At 44.3% G+C, this 23,950-nt stretch carries 21 protein-coding genes and 1 pseudogene; 13 read left to right on the forward strand and 9 right to left on the reverse strand.

Annotation, left to right across the window (positions count from 1 at the left end):
* Positions 1 to 250 precede the first annotated feature (250 nt).
* Together HPS56_RS08195 and HPS56_RS08200 are read left to right on the forward strand one after the other, a co-directional pair.
* On the forward strand, positions 251 to 826 hold the full coding sequence (locus tag HPS56_RS08195) for a phage integrase SAM-like domain-containing protein (protein ID WP_172275669.1): 576 nt from the start codon (positions 251 to 253) through the stop codon (positions 824 to 826).
* Positions 827 to 873: 47 nt separating this feature from the next.
* Positions 874 to 1,410 carry a site-specific integrase gene (locus HPS56_RS08200; RefSeq protein WP_172275670.1) on the forward strand — a complete coding sequence of 179 codons (537 nt, stop codon included), beginning with the start codon at positions 874 to 876 and terminating at the stop codon, positions 1,408 to 1,410.
* A 169-nt stretch (positions 1,411 to 1,579) separates the two neighbouring features.
* On the opposite strand, the gene HPS56_RS08205 is transcribed toward HPS56_RS08200, so the two are convergent.
* Both HPS56_RS08205 and HPS56_RS08210 read right to left on the reverse strand, forming a co-directional pair.
* On the reverse strand, positions 1,580 to 1,828 hold the full coding sequence (locus tag HPS56_RS08205) for a hypothetical protein (protein ID WP_172275671.1): 249 nt from the start codon (positions 1,826 to 1,828) through the stop codon (positions 1,580 to 1,582).
* A gap of 62 nt (positions 1,829 to 1,890) precedes the next feature.
* On the reverse strand, positions 1,891 to 2,124 hold the full coding sequence (locus HPS56_RS08210; protein WP_172275672.1) for an antA/AntB antirepressor family protein: 234 nt from the start codon (positions 2,122 to 2,124) through the stop codon (positions 1,891 to 1,893).
* A 326-nt stretch (positions 2,125 to 2,450) separates the two neighbouring features.
* On the opposite strand from HPS56_RS08210, the gene HPS56_RS08215 reads away from it, so the two are divergent.
* The 4 genes and pseudogenes from HPS56_RS08215 to HPS56_RS08230 all read left to right on the forward strand — a co-directional run bounded on the left by HPS56_RS08215 (position 2,451) and on the right by HPS56_RS08230 (position 3,849).
* Complete coding sequence (locus HPS56_RS08215) at positions 2,451 to 2,777, forward strand: type II toxin-antitoxin system RelE/ParE family toxin (protein ID WP_172275673.1); 327 nt, start codon at positions 2,451 to 2,453, stop codon at positions 2,775 to 2,777.
* Positions 2,764 to 3,069, forward strand: a complete 306-nt coding sequence (locus tag HPS56_RS08220; RefSeq protein ID WP_172275674.1) for a helix-turn-helix domain-containing protein — start codon at positions 2,764 to 2,766, stop codon at positions 3,067 to 3,069. Before HPS56_RS08215 ends, HPS56_RS08220 begins: the two co-directional genes overlap by 14 nt.
* Positions 3,070 to 3,227: 158 nt before the next feature.
* Positions 3,228 to 3,557, forward strand: coding sequence for a type II toxin-antitoxin system RelE/ParE family toxin (locus tag HPS56_RS08225; RefSeq protein WP_369800290.1), 330 nt, complete (start codon positions 3,228 to 3,230; stop codon positions 3,555 to 3,557).
* Between the two features lie 2 nt (positions 3,558 to 3,559).
* Positions 3,560 to 3,849: pseudogene (locus HPS56_RS08230) on the forward strand (helix-turn-helix domain-containing protein).
* A 326-nt stretch (positions 3,850 to 4,175) separates the two neighbouring features.
* On the opposite strand, the gene HPS56_RS08235 reads toward HPS56_RS08230, so the two are convergent.
* Together HPS56_RS08235 and HPS56_RS08240 are read right to left on the reverse strand one after the other, a co-directional pair.
* Positions 4,176 to 4,979: a hypothetical protein gene (locus tag HPS56_RS08235; protein ID WP_172275675.1), complete on the reverse strand. Its 804-nt coding sequence runs from the start codon at positions 4,977 to 4,979 to the stop codon at positions 4,176 to 4,178.
* 60 nt (positions 4,980 to 5,039) lie between these two features.
* Complete coding sequence (locus HPS56_RS08240) at positions 5,040 to 5,375, reverse strand: hypothetical protein (RefSeq protein ID WP_172275676.1); 336 nt, start codon at positions 5,373 to 5,375, stop codon at positions 5,040 to 5,042.
* A gap of 1,194 nt (positions 5,376 to 6,569) precedes the next feature.
* On the opposite strand from HPS56_RS08240, the gene HPS56_RS08245 reads away from it, so the two are divergent.
* The 3 genes from HPS56_RS08245 (at position 6,570) to HPS56_RS08255 (ending at position 10,491) form a co-directional block, all read left to right on the forward strand.
* Entirely contained in the window at positions 6,570 to 8,273 is a 1,704-nt protein-coding gene (locus HPS56_RS08245; protein WP_172275677.1) for a sigma-70 family RNA polymerase sigma factor, read from the forward strand.
* A 74-nt stretch (positions 8,274 to 8,347) separates the two neighbouring features.
* Positions 8,348 to 9,412 (forward strand): radical SAM/SPASM domain-containing protein, encoded by a 1,065-nt coding sequence (locus HPS56_RS08250; protein ID WP_172275678.1) that lies wholly within the window; start codon positions 8,348 to 8,350, stop codon positions 9,410 to 9,412.
* A gap of 20 nt (positions 9,413 to 9,432) precedes the next feature.
* Positions 9,433 to 10,491 carry a Gfo/Idh/MocA family protein gene (locus HPS56_RS08255; protein WP_253952424.1) on the forward strand — a complete coding sequence of 353 codons (1,059 nt, stop codon included), beginning with the start codon at positions 9,433 to 9,435 and terminating at the stop codon, positions 10,489 to 10,491.
* Between the two features lie 515 nt (positions 10,492 to 11,006).
* Here the strand turns inward: HPS56_RS08255 and HPS56_RS08260 are convergent.
* Positions 11,007 to 13,574 carry an ATP-dependent Clp protease ATP-binding subunit gene (locus tag HPS56_RS08260; protein WP_172275680.1) on the reverse strand — a complete coding sequence of 856 codons (2,568 nt, stop codon included), beginning with the start codon at positions 13,572 to 13,574 and terminating at the stop codon, positions 11,007 to 11,009.
* Positions 13,575 to 13,816: 242 nt separating this feature from the next.
* Here HPS56_RS08260 and pheT point away from each other — a divergent pair, with 242 nt between their 5' ends.
* Together pheT and HPS56_RS08270 are read left to right on the forward strand one after the other, a co-directional pair.
* On the forward strand, positions 13,817 to 16,279 hold the full coding sequence (gene pheT, locus HPS56_RS08265; protein ID WP_172275681.1) for a phenylalanine--tRNA ligase subunit beta: 2,463 nt from the start codon (positions 13,817 to 13,819) through the stop codon (positions 16,277 to 16,279).
* A gap of 12 nt (positions 16,280 to 16,291) precedes the next feature.
* Positions 16,292 to 17,023 (forward strand): YebC/PmpR family DNA-binding transcriptional regulator, encoded by a 732-nt coding sequence (locus HPS56_RS08270; protein WP_172275682.1) that lies wholly within the window; start codon positions 16,292 to 16,294, stop codon positions 17,021 to 17,023.
* Between the two features lie 82 nt (positions 17,024 to 17,105).
* Here HPS56_RS08270 and HPS56_RS08275 read toward each other — a convergent pair whose 3' ends face one another.
* The 4 genes from HPS56_RS08275 to HPS56_RS08290 form a co-directional block, all read right to left on the reverse strand.
* A complete protein-coding gene (locus HPS56_RS08275) occupies positions 17,106 to 17,783 on the reverse strand; it encodes an endonuclease/exonuclease/phosphatase family protein (protein ID WP_172275683.1) in 678 nt (225 codons plus the stop codon).
* A 205-nt stretch (positions 17,784 to 17,988) separates the two neighbouring features.
* Positions 17,989 to 19,347 (reverse strand): DUF4419 domain-containing protein, encoded by a 1,359-nt coding sequence (locus HPS56_RS08280; protein WP_172275684.1) that lies wholly within the window; start codon positions 19,345 to 19,347, stop codon positions 17,989 to 17,991.
* Positions 19,348 to 19,379: 32 nt separating this feature from the next.
* Positions 19,380 to 19,637, reverse strand: a complete 258-nt coding sequence (locus tag HPS56_RS08285; protein WP_172275685.1) for a TIGR03905 family TSCPD domain-containing protein — start codon at positions 19,635 to 19,637, stop codon at positions 19,380 to 19,382.
* A gap of 32 nt (positions 19,638 to 19,669) precedes the next feature.
* Complete coding sequence (locus HPS56_RS08290) at positions 19,670 to 22,309, reverse strand: valine--tRNA ligase (protein WP_172275686.1); 2,640 nt, start codon at positions 22,307 to 22,309, stop codon at positions 19,670 to 19,672.
* A 99-nt stretch (positions 22,310 to 22,408) separates the two neighbouring features.
* On the opposite strand from HPS56_RS08290, the gene mazG reads away from it, so the two are divergent.
* Together mazG and HPS56_RS08300 are read left to right on the forward strand one after the other, a co-directional pair.
* Positions 22,409 to 23,266: a nucleoside triphosphate pyrophosphohydrolase gene (gene mazG, locus HPS56_RS08295; protein ID WP_172275687.1), complete on the forward strand. Its 858-nt coding sequence runs from the start codon at positions 22,409 to 22,411 to the stop codon at positions 23,264 to 23,266.
* The gene (locus tag HPS56_RS08300; protein ID WP_172275688.1) at positions 23,253 to 23,918 is read left to right on the forward strand and encodes a lipocalin family protein; all 666 of its coding nucleotides are present in this window, start codon (positions 23,253 to 23,255) and stop codon (positions 23,916 to 23,918) included. Before mazG ends, HPS56_RS08300 begins: the two co-directional genes overlap by 14 nt.
* Positions 23,919 to 23,950: the final 32 nt, after the last annotated feature.

The raw sequence follows: 23,950 nt of genomic DNA on the forward strand, positions 1-23,950 counted from the left end.
TTCAAAATTCGAAAGTATTTCAGATGGCAGAATTAATTGTGCCAATGCCAATAGTCCTTGAGTGTTCATGATGCAAAGGTAGCACTTTTCGGATAAATAAAAGAAACTCCCCCATGGTTTGTCGGGTGAGCCGACTTTATTGCTGTTTGTGTAGTATCGCATTTTCCTTAATATTAATGTTTTTTAACCCGTTTTTATGCGGTTTTATACCAATATGTGATACCAACGTGTGATACCAAAAACAAACGTTATGATCAAGTACCCTACAACAAGAATCGTCTTCGACAGGAAGAAAACCGCGACACAGTCAAAAACAGGGCTCGTACAGGTAGAGATAATGTTCGAACGGAAGAGGAAATACATATCTTCCGGAGTAAAGGTTTTCAAGGGACAGTGGAACGAAAGGGGCGGAGTTTGCAACAGAATAGACATGCTGGCACTGAACTCACGGATAAACGCTGTGAAGGAGAAGGTGGATGGCTATATAAGAAGTCTGATTGAGAAAAATGTCGCCTTCGATTGGAAGGGCTTTGGAAGATACATCTCCTTTTCTGACAAGGATACTATCAGTTTCGTTGAATGGCTGGAAGAAAGGATAAACAGCCGTACGGATATCCGGGAGACGACACGCAGAGTGCACCGGAAGCTTATATATGCAATGCACGACTTTAGAAAGATAAGTTTTTTTGGGGATTTGACTAAAGCCAATGTCATGGCCTTTGATGACTATCTTCATGCGAGAGGACAGAGGCAGACAACTGTATATTCATATCATAAGATGTTAAAGACATATATTTATGACGCGCAATGCGCAGAGATTTGTTGAGGGACAATCCTTATAAAAGTCTCCGTTTCAAGCGTGGGGAAAGCAAAATGGGAAGATTCTTGACTGAAGATGAGATTAAAATGATAGAAGAGGCCACTATGCCGACTGACAGTATCAACAAAGTTCGTGATCTTTTCCTTTTGCAGTGTTTTACCGGCATGGCTTATGGAGACCTCATGGATTTTGACTTTAAAAAAGTTGTGGAAAGTAAGTCTCAGTATATCCTTTATGGGAAGAGAAGAAAAACTGGAGTTGATTTTGTTGTGGTGCTCCTTCCCAAGGCTATGGAAATTCTGAAGAAATATGACTACAAGCTTCCGCGCATCACAAATGAACAATATAATATGTGGCTAAAAATAGTTGCTGATGCATCCGGAGTAAACAAGCCCATTGCATCGCACTATGAACGTAGGACATGTGGAATGTATCTTCTCAATCACGGATTCCCGATAGAGGTTGTCGTCAAAGTGCTTAGGCACGCATCAATGAAGACAACAGAGTCCGTATACGCAAAATCATGGGTAAGACTGTTGAGGATGCTTTCAGCAAGCTTATCGGGGATGTCAAAGAAAAGTGAAATATGAGAACTGAAGCGTCTCAAAAGAATCTGCTGACGATTCTGTTCCAGCAGATTCTTTTTTTATGATATACCATTTTGGCGTCATTCCTTTATTATCTCATTGAAGTGCCTGCCCACGTATATGCCCATGATGTAGGCCGCAAGGGTGGATATTATCATTATCACCGTCATAATCATTCCGTTTCAACAATGTATGTCAACACCTCACTATAAAATGAAATGGCGTCAAAATACTCCCTGAACTGCCTGTTCGCGTCCGGGTCGTTCAGGTTGGACAGCTCGCAGGATATCTGTGTCAGTATCTCGAGGAAGATTCTCTCGTGCGAGGTGCCTTCCTTTGCCATTTCCCTCAATGCCTGTATTCTTCTCTGCGCCTTGTCACTCAGTGTTATGGCTGGTGCTATATTGTCGTTCGTTGTCATGTCTTTTTGTTTTAAGTTTGTTATTTGTTTGATTTTGTTATTGTTGTCAAGGTTATCAGGGTTTAATAATTGACTCTCCTGCGCCTTAGTTCCGCTTCAATGGCCTCTCTTATAATTTTAATGTCATTTTTGCTGTTGTACACGTCCTTTTCCAAATTTTCAATAAACTCGTACTTGTAAATACGGTCTTTAATCCAATTAGAAAAATCTCTTTTGCTTCCAAGGAAAGCGTGTAGGTCTCTTGCGTTAACGGCTTTCTTACCGTTCTTCTCGCAGATTGGGATTAGTTCATTCATATCTGTAGCATTTAAAGATATGTTATAGGCAAATAAAAAGCGGTCGCCATATACGCTGCTACAGATAATGGTTCCACTCAGCAGAGCGAAAAATCTACGTATAGGCAACCGCCAAATATCTTTAAAGTGTGAGCACAAAAAATGCTCAACTTTTATTGAGCAATTAATCGCTGCCCCACGTGACATTAAAGTTTGTCGAACTGTTAGCGTTGCAAGGTTACGAATGTTTTTCATACAAGCAAAGAAAAACGTAGAGAAAGTTGTCACAAAAAGAAATTTTCCCATTATTAGTTGTTATATAAAGAAACTTTTATTATCTTTGCATCATGAAACGTAAGATAAGAACGTATGGTGGGTATTTTGAAGCGTTTATAGCGACCTTGACGAAGAAAGAGCAAGAAAAGGTGCAATATGGTTTGCTTCTACTAAAGACCCAAGACAGACTTCCCACGAAGTTTGTAAAACTGATTAGGGATGGGTTGTACGAGTTGAGGACAGAATACAATGGAAACATTTACCGTGTGTTCTTCATCTTTGATGACGGGGCGATAGTGGTATTATTCAACGGATTTCAAAAGAAAACACAAAAGACACCAACGTCAGAAATAGAAAAAGCATTAAAAATAATGGAGGCATATTATGGAGACAAATAATCATCAGATTGTGGACTATGATGCAGTATTGGACGCAAAATTCGGAAAAGAGGGAACTCCCGAACGTGCGAAAGCTGAAAACGAGGCATACGTTTTCTATACCAGCCAAATACTTGTCGAAGCGAGGAAGATTGCGAAAATGACGCAAGGTGAACTTGCGAAGAAAGTGGGAACGAACAAGTCCTATATATCAAAGATTGAACATGGACTAATCGAGCCAGGAGTAGGGCTGTTCATGCGCATCATTAATGCATTAGGTCTAAAAATCGACATCGTAAATCCTATAATGTAAAAAGTCGCGCTACGTGTTGTCTAAGGTTTGTTATGCAAAACCTCTGTGGACATTTCTGCTTCACGACACGGCGTAGTATTTTGATAAATACTTTTCTCGTAAGTTGGTAGGTACAATAAACGCATCCTATTAAGGTGCGGCATCATATCGCATAACAAATTTTAGACGTTACTTTCATAGATTTTGTGAAGTCGCTTTCCGAAAAGATGCAGGATAAGGTAGTGAAAACCATACAATATGTAGAAACGCTTCAGATTGTCCAGGAGAAATACTTGAAGCATATTGAAGATACAAGGGGGCTTTATGAAATTAGAGTGAAATTCGTAAGTGACATAATACGTGTTTTTTGCTTCTTTGATGGTGAAAAAATGGTTATCCTATTGAGCGGCTTTCAAAAGAAAACGCAAAAGACACCGAAAAACAAGATAGATCGGGCTGTCAGGCTCATGCAAGAATATTTTAACGAAAAGGAAAAAGAAAGGAAATAATTATGGAAACTTACACTATAGAAGATATAAAGAATGAAGTTTATGGAAAAACCGGCACTCCGCGTCGAGACAAAATTGAAACCGAGCTTTCCAATCTTCGTGTCGGGCTTCAGATACGCAATGCCCGTGAAGCAAGGAAAATGACCCAAAACGAACTTGCTGGAAAGATAGGGAAAGAACGCTTTTTATCTCTAAAGTTGAAAGGGAAGGAAGCAATCTTACTCTTTCCACGCTTTATGACATTGTAACAAAAGGGCTGGGAGGAAAGCTTGACATACAGGTTCAACTTTAATTATGTATCTTTGCAGTAAAACCTGCGGATTTTCTAAAGTGGTCAAATTTGACCACTTTAGAATTTGGGTTATCCATCATTTTAAAGGCGTCGGTCAATCTAAAAAGACCCTTATTCCTGCCATTCCTTTAGGATGTCCTTACATAACCACGTTTGACATTATATCATTTATACTACTTATCAACAGTGTTTGTGCCTGCAATTCTTTCAATATTGGTGTATTATCACTTACAGGTATATTCAATGCACTTCCAAGACGCTTCATAAGCAATGATCTTATGGCAGATATGTCTGATGTCTGCTGTGAGACAAAGAATCTTATACTATTAAGCAGGGCCTCCAAAGCATTTGCCGTCTGCTCTGTAATTCCTTGTATTCCTTGTTGAAGTTTCGACAGGCTGGTGTTTGCATCGCGCCCCATCTTGAAGTTGCTCTGCAATCTGCTTCATGGTTTCATTAAACAACTCTAAAGTTTCAGGCGCGTCTTCCCTTATCTTTTCCAAAGCTTCTCCTATACTGTCTAAATTTGCAGAAGTTCCGTCTTTATTTATTAGAGCGGTTTCAAGCGGTTTCAATAAATTTCCAATAATCATGTCTCCGACCCGCAATGAAATTTGTTTTTTCAACATTGTATCAAACAAATCGTCAAGTTGTTCCTGTAGTGCCTGAAGAGTATTGCTGCCTTGATTAAAAGCGACCCAAGCGTCTGCAAAAGCCTGTGCGGCTGTTTTATAATTGCTTTCAGAACCGAAGCAGCCAAGAGATTCAAGAAACTCTTCTTCAAGTGCTTTTATGACCTTGTTGTTCTCTTGTATTTGGTTTTCCCATTGTCGTATTTGGCCGTCATTGGAATTTTTCTTGTCACGTTCTGCTGCTATCGATGCTTGTAAGGCTGCATTTTGAGCTTTTAGATTCGCTATTGATTCATTTTTGAATTTCTCCAAATTGGCTATATCCCAAGCGTCATCCATTGATTGCTTCAAGTTTTCGCATGCTATTTGTAGATTCTCTATATGACGTTGATGATTTTCTATTTCTCTTTGCAGTTTTTTGTCTTTATTTCCAAATCCAAAGATTGAACCAATAGTATTTCCTATTCCTGCAAGTGTCTTCATTCTTCCTGCCAGCATGCCAACAGGGTCTTTTTAAGCATACGCATCCATAAACTGCGACGCTCCTTCAAATCCTTGTTAAAGACCGTTTAATGCTCCGCTGACTTTTTCAAGTCCATCTGTATTTATGCCGAGATTACCAAGCATTCCATACAGTTCAGAAAAGCCGGAGTTCAAATCCCCTATCTTCTGTGCTATTCGGTCTAATGATTCTCCGAGTTTGGTAATAGCTTTTGCCTTATCATCAGGATTCTCAGCATTGACCAGTTCTTTCCATGACCTTAAAAAGGCTTTTATTGGATTCCTATCCCAAAGTTCTTTGTCAAGAGTTTCCATTTGCCGTACAATCTCCTTTAGCTGTTCCGGTGACAGTCTTTTTAAGGATGAACGAAGCTCAGAAAGCCTGTCTCTCATTTTTTCAAGGGTAACATTAGAAGTATAGTCAAGGTTTTCAAATATTCTGATATAACAGTCAGAATATTTGAATTCTTTACATTTCAACTCAATATATGTTCTCTGAAATACTGATACAAAAACCGAATGGGAAAAGTTATGCGGTAATGTTTCTACTAAGCCATAAAGCCGGTAGGGAAATAGACCATAAAAAAACAGGGTAAACGAATTACCCTGTAAAAGTCCCGGAAAGCCCGGGCGTAATATCGGAATATATCACCGATGCTTAAAAACGTTTCTGTATGGTTTTACTTCTTGTAATATTCGTATGGCGGCTACATCGTAATTTAATCGATTAAAGCCGTGTGGTGTTGGTGCCTGCCACATCAACACCGCAAAACGTTTTTATTAAGTGTAAATATAACGCTATTCTTTTGATGTTGATTACTTTGTTAACATCATTTAGGAAAATAGCGTTATAAGCCCGCAACGAGCTACATTGTAGCAGCGTAACCTGTGGTGCAATTCCATGGCGGGCACTATTATTGACAATTAAATTATGAACTATGAAATCATTTAAAACAGTGCAAGGCGCATTTAACCACATTAAGAATAATGCGCAAACAGGAGAAGAAAATTGTCTTAACAGGGTATTAATGTTCGGTATGGGTATATATACATGTTCAGACGTTGCAACATATTCAGGCGTAAAGAATTATAGCGCTTCAAGCGAATGTATGTATCACTTTGCTAATGACAACGAAGTAATATGTTTTGTCGAATGGCTACAAAAAAACTGACAGTTATTTGATTGTTGAATAAAAAAGGATGTTTTGTCGGACATACCGCTACAATGAATATGGATAAGTTACCGTTATTTTCGGAATTTGTCAAGTAATAAAAGCGGCAAAGCCTTTGAAGTTAAGCATTATATCACGTTTGTACCGTGGCAAAGGCACAAATTAATTAATAACTTAAATAAAGTAGATATGAAGCAATTTATATCATGATTTCCGGTGACTGGAATAAGGCATCCGTTTGAATCATATTTTTGTTAAACATCCGTTTTTTATATGTCGCCAATTGGAAATATGGATATTGTTGACAGAATACACCTTAATATTATAATGAGTTAAGATTGTTTAACAAAAGGCTATGCAGTGTTTCCGGTGCGGTCTTATCATTATGAAATAAAGTAAAAGCTATAGGAAAGAAATGGATTTGAAAGAGCTTGTGGAAAAGGCCGTTGACGGTGATGCCGGTGCATTTGGAGAGCTGTATAAACGCTATGCTCCCCAGATGAGGTATATCTGCAGCGGTATCCTGAAAAATGACAGAGATGCTGTGGATGACATTGTTCATGATGCCTTCATCCTGGCCTTTGCCTCTCTTAAGAACCTGAGGAATCCGGATCGTTTTCCGCTATGGATGTCTGCCATCATAAAGAATGCGTCGTTGAAATATCTGAGGATGAAGAAATCCTCTCCTGTATCTTTGTCGTTATTGCCGGATGATTGTCTTTGTGATATTGAAACACCGAATGTCTGCGATAACGAGTTGCTGCGCGCGGATATATTTTCGGCTATAGAAAGCCTTCCGGAGGGCTATGGGAAAGTGTTCCGTCTTTCCGTCATGGAAGGGTTTTCGCATAAAGAGATTTCAGAAATTCTTGGAATCGAGCCTCATAGCTCGTCTTCCCAGTTGTCGAGGGCGAAGGCGATGCTCAGAAAGAAACTTTATGTGTACAGAGCGTTGGCGATGGTCTTTCTTGCTTTTGTGGCCGGTCCGTTATACCGGTTTCTTGTCACGGGGGATCAACGCTGTGCGGAAAAGCGTTTTCCGGGCATGAGGCATTATGGCATGATTTCACTTGCGGATACAGCAAAGACGGACACCGTGAATGTGGGTTCCGATGGCAGGACTATCTCTTCAGCGTGTGAGAACCTTATCGCCGGGACAAAGAAAGAATATGATGATACGTGTATCGTGTCTGTTTCAGACACATTGTATATGGCTGATAGCAGTGTCTCTTTTTCCGATACGATTGATGCCGTTTTGGCAGATTACGATTCAGTCTTGATGACAGATGTCTTTATTCCTGACACATTCCTTTCCTCTGACATTCCTGTGCGGAACAGCGTTGCGACGGATGTGAGGCCGAAGAAACCGATGTGGAAAATGGTGCTTGCCGGCTCTGTCGGTCCGGCATTGGCCCGGAATGTATATAAATTGTTGGCTACCGGTGCGGATATGACAGAGCCTGACGGTCCGGATCAGCCGTCTTTCATTCCGAAATATGTCGGAACGTGGGAGGAATACTATTCATATCTTTCAGAAAACAACAGCGGCATGTCACCGGATACGCTGACACTGATGGACATAGCCAAGAACAATACGGGACCGATAACCGAATATGAGCGTCATGAGAAGCCTCTCACTGTGGGACTGTCGTTCTCAAGACGGCTTTCCGGTAGATGGAGTATAGAGACAGGATTGCAGTATTCTGTTCTTAAATCCGTGTTTTCCATGGGAGGCAGTTCCGATAATATAAGGCGTACTCAGAAAATACATTATGCGGGACTGCCGTTGCGCATGTCGTATAATATCGTTTCAGGCGATAAACTGTCCCTATACGGCTCGGCCGGTGTTGTTATGAACATTCCTGTATACGGAAGTTCCGACAGATACCTTGTTACCGATTCAGTGCCCGTGCGTTTCGACAGCAAGCATGTGGGAATGCCCCTGCAGTGGTCGGTGAACATAGGCACAGGTCTGCAGTATAAGCTGTCAGGCGGTGTCGGACTATACCTCGAGCCTACATTAAACTGGCATATCCCGTCAGGCGGACGTTCCCATACCGTATGGACAGAGCATCCGTTTACCTTCACCGTACCTTTCGGTGTACGGTTTACGTGGTAGAAAACGATTTTTCTCATGCAGTCTTTCCGATGTTGCGGTATCTGTATCGGCAGAAACCATAAAAAAAAGGAAAGATGTATAGTATTGGCGATTACATCCGCAACGGATGTGTTTATCTTAATAATATTGTCAGGCCGCGGCATAAGACGCTTGGCTCGCTGATGATATATTCTACGACACGCTGCCAGTCGAGATGCAGGCATTGTTCTATATGGAAGAAAAGGGAAGAGAACCTCAGTCTTGACGATATAAAGCGGATAATGCGCAGCAAGTGTGTGACGTCAGGGACCGTTGTCGGGCTTGAAGGCGGTGAGTTCGTGCTTCATCCTCAGATGGAAGAGATAATGGATTGGTTTATGAGGCATCATCCCAACTATACTCTTCTCTCAAACTGTCTTGCTCCGAAAAAGGTGATAGATGTTGTAAGGAAATACCGTCCGGCTCATCTTTATGTGTCACTTGACGGTGGCAGGGACACATATAAGTATATGCGCGGAAGAGACGGGTATGACAAGGTGATAGAGGTCGTGGAGGCCGTCAGGGATATTGTGCCGGTGTCGCTGATGTTCTGTCTGTCGCCATGGAACACTTTCGCCGACATGGAGTTTGTCATCAATGTCGCCGGACGCTACGGTGTGGACGTGCGTATCGGCATTTACGGCACAATGGAATACTTTGATGTCAGCGAAGGGATGCTTGCCACCGATAAGGGGGACTATGTCCGGCAGATACCGGCCAATATTCATGGCACGGACGAGAACTATGATTTTGTGGCGCTTTATGACGAATGGCGTAACGGCAATCTCGTGCTCCCGTGCCACAGTATATTCAGTGAGCTTGTGATACATGCTGACGGCAATGTGCCGTTATGTCAGAATCTGGATGTGATATTGGGAAACATTCATGACAGGTCTCTCGACGAGATATTCAACTCACCGGAGGCCTGCCGGATGCAATGCCGTTATTCGAAGCGGTGCAACGGGTGCTGGATAAACTTCCACAGAAAGTATGACATAATTCTTTTGCGCAACATGGAGAGGGTGCTGCCGAAGAAAGCCGTAGAATGGTTTTTCGGCAAGTATCAATGGTCGTCGGATACCGGCGGGACATACAGACAATACTTTAATAAAATCAAATAAAAAACGGAATGTGGAATAATATGAACAACCTGATCAGACGTTATAAGGATATAAGGAACCGGAAACGGCTTGGCAATGTATATGACGGAGAGTATGCCTTTGTCGGGATAGGGGGACACAGCCTGGATAACCTCTATCCTGTTCTCGGCTATCTTAATGTGAGGTTAAAGTATATCTGTTGTAAGTCACCGGACAAGATTCCTGTGATCGAGAATAAATACATGGGTGTCAGGGCCACTGCCGACATCGGTGATATACTGGGAGACGATAATATAAGAGGGGTGTTTGTCTCTGCGGCTCCTGCCTCGCATTTCGGCATAGCGGTGGAAATATTAAGGAGCGGAAAGTCTCTTTTTATAGAAAAGCCTCCGTGTGCGTCGTTGGAAGAGCTTTGCCGGCTCATTGATATGGAAAAGATGTATGGCTCTCCTGTGGTGGTTGCCGGTCTGCAGAAGCGTTATTCTCCTGCCGTATCGGTTCTCAGGAAAAAGCTCAGAGGCTGCTGCAAGGCAACAGGATACAGCCTGAAATATCTTACCGGACTCTATCCGGAGGGTGATGCGCTGACAGATCTGTTTATTCATCCGTTGGACTTGGTCTGTTTCCTTTTCGGACCGCCGTCAATACAGGGGATTGACATTATAAGAAGCAAAGACGGAGGACAGACCTTTATGCTTATACTTAAACATCCGCAGGTCACGGGAATGCTTGAGCTTTCCACGTCATATACATGGGCCGATGGCTGCGAGACGATTACGGTGAACACCGAAAAGGGAGTGTTTGTATTGACACAGATGAGGAATCTTGTTTTCAAACCCAGGTATGGATCCGTATTCGGGGTGCCGGTCGAGAAAATAGTACGGTGCAGTCCGTCGGCGGTTACACTGTTCTCTGAAAACGGCTTTGTTCCGACAATCGCAAACAATCAGCTTTACACTCATGGATATTTTAATGAGCTGAAGACCTTTGTCGATTCCGTTGAGGGCAGGCGTTCCGAAAACATGTCAGGGCTAAGTTCGTTGACAGACACGTACAGACTGCTTGGCGATATATGTCGTGCAGATAAGAGGGGAATGTGAAGATGTAAATAATTAATATGGATTGCAAAATGTGCTTATGCTATTCATGAAGTGTATGTAGCCTACATACACTCTGTATTTAGCCTACATACACTCTGTATTTAGGCTACATACACTCTGTATTTAGGCTACATACACTTTTAACATTTGCAATCCGTTTTTTAGTTGTAATATACTCTTATTCACTAAAGCCTTCAGGGATAAATCACCGTAGCCCTATTTATTCTTTCATTTTTCATATTTGCCTCTGTCATTGCTATGGAAATGCCATGTTTTATATCCGGCAACTTCATCCATACTGGCTTTATTCGACCCATATCGGAGTTTTAATACAGGCTATATAGTAATAAGAAAGATGTACCGTAAAGAATGGGTTTGCTGCATTCATCCTCCATGTAGGGACGTGCCTTTGGCACGTGTCATTGGTATTTGAATATCAGGCCTTTTTATGCATCGCATAGCGATGCCCCTGCTTGGTCCATTCGTTTCACTGCGACCGGTCGTAAAACAGTTCTTTATTCTTCATGGGCAGGCATGCCTCTGTCTGTCCTGAATGTCAGTTTGGCGGTGGTCTCGTCTTTGTCCACGTATACGCTGTCGCCCGGTTTGAGCTCTTCGTTTATGATTTTCTCGCACAACACATCTTCTATGTATTTCTGTATTGCACGTTTCAGAGGACGGGCACCGAACTGCACGTCGTATCCCTTTGTGGCAATCAGTTCCTTTGCGTTTTCTGATAATGTCAGTGTATATCCGAGCGGCTCTATGCGTTTGCATAGGGCGTTCGTTTCGAGATTCACAATCTTCTTTACTGCATCGAGGTCGAGCTGGTCGAAAGTGATTATCTCGTCGAGACGGTTGAGAAATTCAGGTGCAAACTGTTTGCTGAGGGCTTTCTGTATGACGCTCCTTGCATACTCCTTGTCTTTCTCGTTGAGTGCCATTCCCCCTCTGCCTGCATTGAATCCCACTCCGCGTGAAAACTCTTTCAGCTGACGCGTTCCGGTGTTGCTCGTCATTATTATCACGGTGTTGCGGAAATCAATGTTCCTTCCGTTGCCGTCGGTGAGCCGTCCTTCGTCGAGCACTTGGAGCAGAAGGTTGTATATGCTGCTGTGAGCCTTTTCAATCTCATCGAGAAGCACAATGGAGTAGGGATGTGTGCGCACTTTTTCCGTAAGCTGTCCGCCTTCGTCATATCCTACGTATCCGGGAGGGGCTCCAATCATGCGTGACGCGTTGAACTGTTCCGAATACTCACTCATGTCAATCCTTATAAGCGCATCGGATGAGCCGAACATAAACTCGGCAAGTTTCTTTGCGAGATATGTCTTTCCCACACCGGTCGGACCGAGAAACATGAACGCTCCGATTGGATGGTTCGGTGAGTTGAGGCCCACACGGTTGCGTTGTATTGCCTTTACTGTCATTTCAATGGCCTTGTCCTGCGCAATCACGGCATTCTTCAGTTTTTCTGCCATTCCCTTAAGGCGTATGCCCTCGTTTTCCGCTATCCGGCTTACGGGAACTCCGGCCATCACTGACACAACTTCTGCCACGTTGTCTTCTGTGACTTCCTGTCGTCTGCTGTTCTCGCTGATGCTCCAATCCCTCCTGAGCATGGTTATTTCTGCTTCCAGATGCGTCTGTTTGTCGCGGAAGGCAGCGGCAAGTTCGAAGTTCTGGTTGCGCACCGCGTTTTGCTTTTTCTCTTTCACCGCTTCAAGTTTTTTCTCCTTCTCTTCTATTTCCGGAGGTACGGCGGCTGTTGAGAAATGGACTTTCGAGCCTGCTTCATCAAGTGCGTCTATGGCCTTGTCGGGGAAGTTGCGGTCGGTGATGTATCTGTCCGTAAGGCTCACGCATGCGGCTATGGCCTCAGGAGTATAGCTTACATGGTGATGCTGTTCGTAACGGTCTTTGATGTTGTTGAGTATTATCAGCGTGTCTTCCTTTGTGGTAGGCTCGACGGTAATTTTTTGGAAGCGGCGTTCCAAAGCCCCGTCTTTTTCTATATTCTTGCGGTATTCGTCTATGGTTGTTGCGCCTATACACTGTATGGTGCCTCGGGCGAGGGCCGGCTTCAGGATGTTTGCCGCATCCATAGTGCCCGGGGTGGAACCGGCTCCTATGATAGTGTGTATCTCATCGATAAATACAATGATGTCGGGATTGGCTTCCAATTCCTTTATCAGTGCAAGTATACGCTCCTCAAACTGTCCGCGATATTTCGTTCCTGCCACAATGGCAGTCATATTGAGGCTTACCAGCTTTTTGCCGGTCATCACCGGTGATATTCGTTTGGCGATAATGTCGGCAAGTCCTTCGACGATTGCACTTTTGCCTACGCCCGGCTCACCTATTAATATAGGGTTGTTTTTCTTGCGGCGGCCAAGGATTTCCATGACACGGTTTATTTCCTTTTTCCTGCCTACGACTCTGTCAAGCTTTCCGTCAAGGGCAGCTTTAGTCAGGTCTGTGCTGAAATTGTCGAGCACGGGTGTTTTAGACTGTACGGCCTGTGTATGTGTTCTATACTGGCTGTTTTGCTGCTGATTGCCTTTTTGCGGTTCAAGGTCGTCAAGCATATCATCGAAATTATCTGCCGAAAGTCCTGAATTTGTAGCCGGAGCCGTAGATGCATTGTCCTGTGATTGCAGGAGGGTCTTTACGTCTTCATAGATTATCCCGTTGTCATACAGCACGTTCTTTGCCCCATTGTTTACCCGGTCGTGCAGTATGGCCAGAAGCAGATGTGCCTCATCCACTCTTTGTGTATGCTGTATGCGTGCTTCGAGTACTGCAAGTTTGAGTATGTTGTTTGCTTTCTCGTTGAGCACAGGCTCCTTTGTGTCTATAGGTCTGTTTATGTCGTTGTCCATTACCTGTCTTTCAAGTTCAGACTTTATGGTTGGTATATCGATTCTCAGTCTTGTGAAAACGTCTGTCACAGGACTTTTGCCGAGCCGCAGCATTCCGAGAAGCAGATGCTCCGGTCCTACGGACGTGCTTGCAAGCCGTGCGGCCTCTTCCCGGCTGAGAGCCAGGATTTTTGATACTATCGGTGAAAATTGACTGGTCATATCTTATTATCCTTTCTTTTCTTTTGAATAATCTTTAGATGTGGACTAAAGATGTATATTGAATATGCAAAGGGTGTGCCACATTTATCGGATAGTTTCTGACAGGGTTGAAAAGTTTTTTATAATGTATTGTGTCAAAGGCCTGCATGATGTGTCTGCAATTATTTATTGATAAATTTGTATAAGTGATGGAAAAATAGTACTTTTGCGGTTAAATTCGAATATAATAAAGACTCATTATAATGAATATATCTTACAAATGGCTTAAAGAGTATGTCGATTTCGACCTTACGCCGCAGGCTGTGTGCGATGCCCTTACGTCTACAGGGCTTGAAGTCGGCTCTCTTGAGGAAGTTCAGAGTATTAAAGGCGGTTTGAAAGGACTGTATGTGGGAAAGGTCCTTACGTGCGATGTTCATCCCAATTCCGACCATCTTCATGTCACTACAGTAGATTTAGGGCATGAAAATCCTTCACAGATTGTTTGCGGTGCTCCCAATGTTGCCGCAGGACAGAAGGTTATCGTTGCCGACCTTGGCTGTGTGCTGTATGACGGTGATAAGGAATTTGTCATAAAAAAATCCAAACTTAGGGGGGTGGAGAGTAACGGAATGATTTGTGCGGAGGATGAAATAGGCGTCGGCACAAGTCATGACGGTATCATTGTGTTGCCGGAGGATGCTGTGGTCGGCACTCCTGCCGCTGAATACTATAATCTTGAAAGCGACTGGCTTATTGAGGTTGACATTACGGCCAACCGTGCCGATGCCCTCTCTCATTGGGGCGTGGCCCGTGACTTGTATGCATGGCTGAAGCGCAACGGCTATCAGACCTCGCTTCACCGTCCTGACTGTTCGGCCTTTTCTGTGGACAACGAGGACTTGCCGATAGATGTCGAGATAGAGAATACCGAGGCCTGCAAACGTTATGCGTGTGTGAGCATTACGGGATGTGAGGTAAGGGAAAGTCCGGAGTGGCTTCAGAACAAGTTGAAGGTGATAGGCCTGCGTCCTATCAATAATATTGTGGACATAACAAACTATGTTATGATGGCATACGGCCAGCCGATGCACTGTTTTGATGCCGATATGGTGGAAGGCCGTAAAATCGTTGTCCGCACCCAGCCGGAAGGAACTAAGTTTGTAACTCTTGACGGTGAGGAGCATACCCTTGGACTTCATGACCTGAGCATTTGTAATGCTGTTGCCCCGATGTGTATTGCCGGAATTTTCGGCGGCAAGGGTAGCGGCACTTATGAGACAACCGTCAATGTGGTGCTTGAGAGTGCGTATTTCCATCCCACATGGATACGCAAGAGCGCGCGCCGTCACGGCCTGAGCACAGACGCCTCGTTCCGCTTTGAGCGCGGTATAGACCCTAACGGAATTGTATATGCCTTGAAGCAGGCTGCGATAATGTGTAGGGAACTGGCCGGAGGAAAAGTGTCGATGCATATAAAGGATGTTTATCCCGAACCGGTGGAAAATGCAGAAGTGCGGCTTGAATACGGTTATGTGAGAAGTATCATAGGCAAGGATATTGAAAGCGAAATGATAAAATCCATCTGCGAGAGCCTGGAAATGAAAGTTACAGGCGAGACAGAGGCGTGGGTGGATTTGGAGATTCCTGCATATCGTGTGGATGTTCAGCGTCCGTGTGATGTAGTGGAGGACATACTACGTATCTACGGATATAATAATGTGGAGATACCCACTCAGTTGAAAGGCTGTCTTGTGGTTAAGGGCGATGAGGATAAGAAGCATAAGCTCGGGAATCTTGTAAGCGAACAGCTTGTAGGATGCGGCTTCAACGAGATACTCAACAATTCGCTTACAAAGGGCGCATACTATAGCGCACACAACGCATATCCGGAGGAAAACTGTGTGAGGATAATGAATCCGCTCAGTTCTGACCTGAATGTGATGCGGCAGACATTGCTGTTCGGAGGACTCGAGAGCATTGAGCACAACTCAAAGCGCAAGAACCAGAATCTGCGTTTCTTTGAATTCGGAAACGTATATCATCTTAGTCCGGAAAAGCGGAATCATGACAATCCGATGATGGCATATACGGAAAATTGTCATCTTGGTATATGGGTGACGGGAAAGCGTGTTGAAGGCAGCTGGGCCCATGCCGATGAGGACAGCAGCTATTATGAGCTTGAGGCATACGTGCAGAACATCCTCACCCGTATAGGGGTGAAGCCGGGAATGACAGTCCGAAAGAAGAGCATTAACGATGTGTTTGCCGAAGGAGTGATGATAGAGAACCGCGGTGGAAAGAAGCTCATAGAGATGGGTATATTAAGCAAGAAGACTCTCAAGGCTGCCGATATAGACAGTCCGGTATACTATGCGGAGTTGAACTGGACGGCACTTATGAAGATGGTGCGCAAGAACACCGTGCTTTATACCGAGATAAGCAAGTATCCGGCTGTGAGCCGCGACCTTGCCCTGCTGATTGATAAAGGCGTTGAGTTTGCCGCTATAGAGGAGATTGCCCGTCAGACAGAGAAGAAGTTGCTTAAGAAGGTGGAACTGTTTGACGTATATGAAGGTAAGAATCTGCCGGAAGGCAAGAAGAGCTATGCCGTAAACTTTATTCTTCAGGATGAGACAAAGACCCTTAACGACAAGCAGATTGAGGCGATAATGAACAAACTGATTACAAATTTAAAAAATAAATTGGGAGCGGAGCTCCGTTAATATTAAACTTCTATGGGAAGAGCATTTGAATATCGTAAAGCAGCAAAGCTGAAGAGATGGGGGCACATGGCCCGTACATTTACAAAGATTGGTAAACAGATTGCTATCGCGGTAAAGGCCGGCGGACCGGATCCTGAGAACAACCCTCACTTGCGTGCCATCATGCAGACGGCAAAGCGTGAGAATATGCCTAATGCCAATGTCGAGCGTGCCATAAAGAACGCAATGGGTAAGGATCAGAAGGATTTTAAGGAAATTACCTATGAGGGATATGGCCCTCACGGAATTGCTATCTTTGTCGATGCGGCTACAGACAATAACACCCGTACGGTGGCAAACGTGCGTGCCGTATTCAACAAGTTCAGCGGAAACATGGGTACACAGGGATCGCTTTCATTCCTCTTTGACCACAAGTGTGTGTTCACTTTCAAGAAAAAAGACGGTGTCGACATGGACGACCTTATACTCGAGCTTATAGACCTCGGTGTAGACGACGAGTTTGACGAGGACGAGGAAAGCGGAGAGATTACTCTTTACGGAGAGCCTACAAGTTTCAGCGAGATACAGAAATATCTCGAAGGCAATGGCTTTGAGGTGACAGGTGCGGAGTTTACACGTATCCCCAATGACCTGAAAGAGGTTACCCAGGAACAGCGTGAGACAATCGAGAAGATGGTCGACCTGCTTGAGGATGACGAGGACGTACAGAACGTTTATACGAACATGAAGCCGGCTGAGGATTAACCTTTTTCCGGATTGACAGTATACGATTCAGGAGGTTGTGCCAATCAGGCACAACCTTTTTTATGCGCAAATTCCAGATTCACTATAAAACAATCATTTGAGGACAATGGTCACTCATTTCTTTATTCCATCTGCCTAATTCGTACGCAAATGTTTGGATATTGGTGAAAGCGAAGTCTATAAAAAAAGGTTTGTCTTCTTTGAAAAGATGATAGTATGTAGCCTTGCTTTCCTTGCCAAACTCTTCTCCGTTACGTTCGTGATACAGACTGAATAGTCTTTTTTCCTGAAGGAATTCTATACATTGTTCAAATGTTCCGGTCTTCTTGCTTACACCAGACTGCCCTATGAAACAATTGAAGTCACCGCAAATCAAAGTAGGATAAGTTACAATATACTTTTCATACTCTTTAAGAGCGCTAAGCAGAATTTGAGGATATGTATTCTTTCTTGTAGGTATAATAGTTGGCCATGTAGCAAACAACAAAAAACTTCTGTCAACGATAAGAGGAAGTATGTATTTATGTTCATTATTATACCAGGGGGCAATGACAACTTCATGTTGATTACGCCATATTACCCCAAGACCTTTCCAAAGTACGGAGTTGTTGCCAATCCATTCCATGGAAACCCCTTTTGGAAGTTTGATTTGGTCGTATCTTGCACACTCTGGAAGAACCATTATATCTGCATCCATAGAAAGAACATAATCAATCTTCTTTTGCGTGCATTTGTTTATATTATAAGAAAGTATCTTCATAATCAGATGACACTTTTGAAGTAATCTTAATAGCTATCGATGGCAAAGAAGTAGTCTGAGGCAATGCGACAGACCGCTTCCCATGTTCCTTTGGCAAGTATCAGGGCTTTTAGTGTAAACTGTTATACGTCTGTGTGATGTTCAGTTTTTAGTAAGTAATAAAAAGGATTTTGCGCACATTCTTGTCATGTAAGCCGCATACATATTATGGTGTAATCAAAGCGTCAGGGAAACGCTTCTTTATCTCTATCTTTTCTTTTGCAGAAACCTTGCCCCTGATAATGAGCTCCCCAATGTTAATATTGTCCATCCATGAAGGAAGGCTTACTTCATCTATAAAACGAAGTTCCAGCCTTTTGATTTCTTTCAGCTTGGACAAAACCTGAGGTACTTCCTTTATGCGTATTGAGATGCCTTTTTTAGACATTTCGGTCATGTTTTTCAACATCTTCTCTTCTTTGTTTGTGTCGGTCATGCACACTGCCCATCCTATTTTCGGTGTGAGTGCATGTGTGGTTGCGTCTTCTTCAATACCGATGAATCCGGCCTGTAGCCCCATGGGCAATTCTTTTGTCCCGGTGCTTTTTGCAATGATATACCTGAAGCTTACTTTCACCATTTCCGGCAGCATCTTTGTAATATTATGTTCCACCTTCTTTATGCGTTTGCCGTATTTGTCGTATGGAAACAGTTTCAGAAACCATCCGTCCAGTACAGTGGGCTTTTCGCAGATTCCCCCACGTAGCCTGTCAGGGCGGTCCTTCATGACAATGTCTTTCCAGAATTGTCTGTTTGGCCTGCCTTCCGATGCCTTGATGAATTCGTGAAGAACCGGTTTCAGATCCTTTATCCACTGGTCCATGCCATATCCTTCCAGAGCCGTGGTCTTTTCCATAACCTTCTTCCAGTCATCGGGCGTTCCTGTAAGTGTTATTTCGGGAATTCCACATCCTATTAGTATTACCACATATTCGAAATAAGGTTCCATTGTTTTCATAAGTGTGATGCCGGATGCTATACGTTCGTTCACACCGGTTGTGCTGAAGTCTGCCGTGATGGTTTTGGCTATGTTGCCTTTTGTGTTACGGTCTATCTGATTTATGAAGCTGTCCATGATTTGAGGCCAGTCGGCATTTTCAGACAACAGTTCTTTTTCCGAGCTCACAACGAGGCTTATTTTTCCATCATGGCCGACAAACTTGTCACGCATTGTTTTTGCATCCGTACTTATGTGATGTCCGAATACCTGGCAAATGTCAAGCCATATCATGTCCGGTGACAGAACCAGCGGCTTATGCTCGGCATACGCCTTGATCATGCACCTGAACAAAACATCCTGGCCGATATCCTGCAGCGAGTCGTTAGCGAAACTTGATGCAATATATCTGCTGTCTGCTTTTATTATCTTCTTATTCTTGTTTTCGGGAGACGGTAGATTCTCGTCAACGGCAAACGTTATGCCTTTATCTGTCTTCCTTATGATGCCATAATCGGTTTTCTGTGCATGTATATGGATTGTGGACGATATCACCATATACAATAATAGTATAACAGCATGTTTCATGGCTTGTGGATTTTTATTAAACATTTTCTTTCTTATTTCTTCTCTTTCAGTATTTTGAGAGCTTCTGAAAGTTGGTCAGGACAGCTTGTAGACTTATATCCGCATGTTATGCCTGACACTTTGTCTATCACATCGTCAATATTCCTGCCTGTTATAAGCGATGCTATGCCTTTAAGATTGCCGTTGCATCCGCCTTCAAAATACACTTCCCTTATGATGTTGTCGTCATCTGCAGCCACATGTATCATGCGGCTGCAGGTTCCGGTTGTCTGATAGTCAATGGTTTTCATTGTTGTTTATGTTTCTCTCTTGAGGATATACGTTATTTCCCCTTCAGTGCGGCGATACTCTCTTTCAGTGCGGCGATTTTCTCTTCACTGTCGCTCTGTTTCTTACGCTCGAGTGCCACAACAGCCTCAGGTGCGTTGGCAACAAATTTCTCGTTGGAAAGTTTTTTGTTTATGCCTGCAAGGAAACCTTCGAGATGCTTCAGCTGTGCCTCCTGCTTTTCAATCTCAGCCTGAACGTCAATCTTGTCACCGAGAGGCACTGCAAACTCGTCTGTGCCGACCATGAATGCGGACGCTGATGAATCCTTGCTTTCAACGGTATTGACAGCACTGAGGTTTGCCATCTTGACGATGACGCTTGTGAACCCGGAGTAATTGTTCGTGCCTACGGTCTGAAGTTCAAGCGCGTCTTTCTGTGCTATGTTCTTCTGGTTGCGTATCATTCGCACACTGCTTACAATCTGCTTGACGTTTTCCATCGCGTCTGTCAGTTTCTCATCCTCTTCTGTCGCGGCAGGAATATCCAGTCTGTCGCGCATGATTGACTCGCCTTTGTTGCGGTCGTAGATGTGCTGCCACAGCTCTTCCGTGATAAACGGCATGAACGGATGCAACATTTTGAGCAATGTCTCAAAGAATCCTAATGTGGCATTGTATGTGGTGCTGTCGATAGGCTGTCCGTATGCAGGCTTTATCATTTCGAGATACCAGCTTGAGAATTCGTCCCAAAACAGCTTGTAGACAGTCATCAATGCTTCGGATATGCGGTATTTTCTGAATAGCCCGTTGATTTCTCCGTTTGCCTTACGCAGTTTTGCGTCGAGCCATTCCGTTGCGATTCTGCTTGTCTCCGGCTGCGGGACATCGGCTGTCTGCCATCCTTTCACGAGGCGGAAGGCGTTCCATATCTTGTTGTTGAATGCACGTCCCTGCTCGCAGAGTGCCTCATCAAACAGGATGTCGTTTCCGGCCGGTGCGGCGAGCATCATGCCCATACGCACTCCGTCGGCTCCGTATCTGTCTATGAGCAGAAGTGGGTCGGGGGAGTTGCCGAGGCTCTTTGACATTTTGCGGCCGAGCTTGTCGCGGACGATACCCGTGAAGTATACATGCTTGAAAGGCATCTTGCCGCGATATTCGTATCCTGCCATAATCATTCGTGCCACCCAGAAGAAGATGATATCTGGACCGGTAACGAGGTCGCTTGTAGGATAGTAGTAGTTTATCTCTTCATTGTCGGGGTTGTTCACACCGTCGAATACAGAGATCGGCCATAGCCAGCTTGAGAACCATGTATCGAGGCAGTCGCTGTCCTGTTCCATATCCTCGGCTGTTATACCGGGGGCGTTCTTTTTTGCCAGTTCAAGAGCTTCTTCCTGTGTTTCGGCAACGACAAAGTCTTTTTTGCCTTCGGCTGTTGTATAGTAGTATGCAGGAATGCGGTGACCCCACCATAGCTGACGGCTGATACACCAGTCTTTGATGTTCTCGAGCCAGTGGCGGTAGGTGTTCTTGTATTTAGATGGGTAGAACATGATGTCGTCATCCATAACGGGAGCCAGTGCTATATCGGCAAAATGTTTCATGGATAGGAACCACTGTGTTGACAGTTTTGGCTCGATAGGCACGCTGGTACGTTCGGAGTATCCCACCTTATTGGTGTAGTCCTCGACTTTCTCCATCAGTCCGGCGTCAGTGAGGTCTTTCTCTATCTGCTTGCGCACTTCCATTCTGTCCATGCCGACATACATTCCGGCAGCCTCGCTCAGGGTGCCGTCGTCATTGAAAATGTCAATGGTCTCAAGGCCGTGCTTCAGTCCGAGTGCATGGTCGTTGATGTCGTGTGCGGGAGTCACCTTCAGGCATCCTGTTCCGAATTCAATGTCGACGTATTCGTCCTCGATTACCGGTATTTCGCGTCCTACGAGCGGCACTATCACGTGCTTTCCGCGCAGCCATGCGTTCTTTGGGTCGTTAGGATTTATACACATTGCGGTGTCACCCATGATTGTCTCGGGGCGTGTGGTTGCAACAACGGCATATTTTCCAGGCTCTTCAACGACCATATAGCGCAGGTGGTAGAGTTTTGAATGCTCCTCCTTATATATCACTTCCTCGTCTGAAAGGGCTGTCTTGGCTTTAGGATCCCAATTAACCATTCTTACGCCGCGGTATATGAGTCCCTTGTTGTAAAGGTCGCAGAAGACTTTCAATACCCCTTTGGAGCGTGTTTCGTCCATAGTGAATGCCGTGCGGTCCCAATCGCAGCTTGCCCCGAGTCTGCGCAGCTGTTTAAGAATAATGCCTCCGTGTTCGTTTGTCCAGTCCCATGCGTGCCTGAGGAACTCGTCGCGAGTGAGATCGGTTTTCTGTATGCCCTGTTGTGCAAGTCTGTTTACGACTTTAGCTTCCGTGGCTATTGACGCATGGTCTGTACCCGGAACCCAACATGCGTTCTTGCCTTCCATGCGTGCCCTGCGCACGAGAATGTCCTGGATGGTGTTGTTTAGCATGTGCCCCATGTGCAGCACACCGGTCACGTTAGGCGGAGGGATGACAATTGTGTAAGGTTCACGGCCGTCGGGCTTGCTGCTGAACAGTTTATTGTCAAGCCAGTACTGATACCATTTTGATTCCACTGCTTGCGGGTCGTATTTGCTTGCTAATTCCATATACTTGTATTTATTATATTTAATTTCTTTATAAAACGGTGCAAAATTACTAAAAATCCGTGGAATTTTATTACTTTTGCATAATTAAAATAATTTACCATGCATACAAAACAAGAAAAAATGGAGGCTTTCGGACGTCTGCTTGATGTGCTGGATACACTCAGGGATAAATGTCCGTGGGACAGAAAGCAGACAAATCAAAGTCTGCGTCCCAACACTATAGAGGAGACATACGAGCTTTGCGATGCGCTTATGAAAGATGACGTACATGACATTTGCAAAGAACTTGGCGATGTGCTGCTGCATGTTTGTTTTTATGCGAAGATAGGAGCCGAGAAAGGACAGTTCGATATTGCGGATGTTTACAACGGTCTTGTGGACAAACTCATATTCCGCCATCCTCATGTCTATCATCCTTCACAGGTTGGCGCGCCTGCACCAAGACCTCTTCCATACGGGGAAAAGGCGGAAAATGACGTGGCATTGCAGGATGTGAGGACCGCAAAGGACGTAATAGAGAATTGGGAGCAGATAAAACTTAAGGAGAAAGACGGAAATAAAAGCGTGCTTTCGGGAGTACCTTCTGCACTGCCGTCGCTTATCAAGGCTTATCGGATACAGGACAAGGCACGTAATGTGGGCTTTGACTGGGAGGACAGGCAAGACGTATGGGGAAAAGTGAGGGAAGAGCTTTCGGAACTTGAGACCGAACTCGGAAAAGGTGACAAGGAACGCTCGCTTGAGGAATTCGGTGATTTTATTTTCAGCATAATCAACGCCGGACGTCTTTATCACATAAATCCCGATACGGCTCTTGAGAGGACAAATGAAAAGTTTATCAGGCGTTTCAATTATATAGAGGAACATAGTATAAAGGCAGGCAAGCCTTTAAAGGACATGACGCTACAGGAGATGGACGACCTGTGGAATGAGGCAAAGAAAAATGAAAAGAAATAGTTTTATGTGCCGTAACAGATTATTTATATTGTCAATGACTTTCTCCTCGCTGTTTTTATTTACATGCTGCAACAGGCATTTTACGGGAGAAAGTACGGAAGAAGAAAAAGATACCGCACAGGTGAGCTTAACGGTCTTTGGAACCTGCGGTGACGGATCTTCGATGAATACCCTCGAGTTTATTACGGATGACAGCGACACGCTTAATCTGGAACTTGTCGATGCTTATGATACAGGCAAGGTGTTTGGCGGATATGCCGTAGGCGACCGCATGGCGGTAGTACTGAATCCTGACAGTACGAAGGCGTTGCTCGTCATAAACGAAACTACTATGGCCGGAACTTGGATGCTTGCCGGAAACGGAAAAGCAACAGTTCGGATAGACAGAGACGGGAGTATGACTTCCTGTGGAATGCCAGTTAATTACAGTTCATGGAGCATAGTAAACGGAAAACTTGTTCTGGAGAGAGACTCGACCGATAATGATGCCGCTGTTTCTGTAAATATCCGAAAAACATCCGGAGGCCAGACGGCCGCATCTATAAACTGTCGGCGTTGTGTTTTTGAAATACTGAAGCTTGATGCCGACTCGTTTGTGTATTCGGATACGGATGACACGACGCGCATATACAGATATGTGAGAAAAATGTGACGGTCTTTTGATTTACGTTTGCTTGTTAATAA

Source organism: Xylanibacter muris, assembly GCF_013166605.1.
Classification (GTDB): domain Bacteria; phylum Bacteroidota; class Bacteroidia; order Bacteroidales; family Bacteroidaceae; genus Prevotella; species Prevotella muris.

Bases quoted from the DNA above. Each gene is read 5' to 3' on its own strand.
- HPS56_RS08195 (WP_172275669.1), top strand. From the start codon at position 251: ATGATCAAGTACCCTACAACAAGAATCGTCTTCGACAGGAAGAAAACC.
- HPS56_RS08200 (WP_172275670.1), top strand. From the start codon at position 874: ATGGGAAGATTCTTGACTGAAGATGAGATTAAAATGATAGAAGAGGCC.
- HPS56_RS08205 (WP_172275671.1), bottom strand. From the start codon at position 1,828: ATGACAACGAACGACAATATAGCACCAGCCATAACACTGAGTGACAAG.
- HPS56_RS08210 (WP_172275672.1), bottom strand. From the start codon at position 2,124: ATGAATGAACTAATCCCAATCTGCGAGAAGAACGGTAAGAAAGCCGTT.
- HPS56_RS08215 (WP_172275673.1), top strand. From the start codon at position 2,451: ATGAAACGTAAGATAAGAACGTATGGTGGGTATTTTGAAGCGTTTATA.
- HPS56_RS08220 (WP_172275674.1), top strand. From the start codon at position 2,764: ATGGAGACAAATAATCATCAGATTGTGGACTATGATGCAGTATTGGAC.
- HPS56_RS08235 (WP_172275675.1), bottom strand. From the start codon at position 4,979: ATGCTGGCAGGAAGAATGAAGACACTTGCAGGAATAGGAAATACTATT.
- HPS56_RS08240 (WP_172275676.1), bottom strand. From the start codon at position 5,375: ATGAGAGACAGGCTTTCTGAGCTTCGTTCATCCTTAAAAAGACTGTCA.
- HPS56_RS08245 (WP_172275677.1), top strand. From the start codon at position 6,570: ATGGATTTGAAAGAGCTTGTGGAAAAGGCCGTTGACGGTGATGCCGGT.
- HPS56_RS08250 (WP_172275678.1), top strand. From the start codon at position 8,348: ATGTATAGTATTGGCGATTACATCCGCAACGGATGTGTTTATCTTAAT.
- HPS56_RS08255 (WP_253952424.1), top strand. From the start codon at position 9,433: ATGAACAACCTGATCAGACGTTATAAGGATATAAGGAACCGGAAACGG.
- HPS56_RS08260 (WP_172275680.1), bottom strand. From the start codon at position 13,574: ATGACCAGTCAATTTTCACCGATAGTATCAAAAATCCTGGCTCTCAGC.
- pheT (WP_172275681.1), top strand. From the start codon at position 13,817: ATGAATATATCTTACAAATGGCTTAAAGAGTATGTCGATTTCGACCTT.
- HPS56_RS08270 (WP_172275682.1), top strand. From the start codon at position 16,292: ATGGGAAGAGCATTTGAATATCGTAAAGCAGCAAAGCTGAAGAGATGG.
- HPS56_RS08275 (WP_172275683.1), bottom strand. From the start codon at position 17,783: ATGAAGATACTTTCTTATAATATAAACAAATGCACGCAAAAGAAGATT.
- HPS56_RS08280 (WP_172275684.1), bottom strand. From the start codon at position 19,347: ATGAAACATGCTGTTATACTATTATTGTATATGGTGATATCGTCCACA.
- HPS56_RS08285 (WP_172275685.1), bottom strand. From the start codon at position 19,637: ATGAAAACCATTGACTATCAGACAACCGGAACCTGCAGCCGCATGATA.
- HPS56_RS08290 (WP_172275686.1), bottom strand. From the start codon at position 22,309: ATGGAATTAGCAAGCAAATACGACCCGCAAGCAGTGGAATCAAAATGG.
- mazG (WP_172275687.1), top strand. From the start codon at position 22,409: ATGCATACAAAACAAGAAAAAATGGAGGCTTTCGGACGTCTGCTTGAT.
- HPS56_RS08300 (WP_172275688.1), top strand. From the start codon at position 23,253: ATGAAAAGAAATAGTTTTATGTGCCGTAACAGATTATTTATATTGTCA.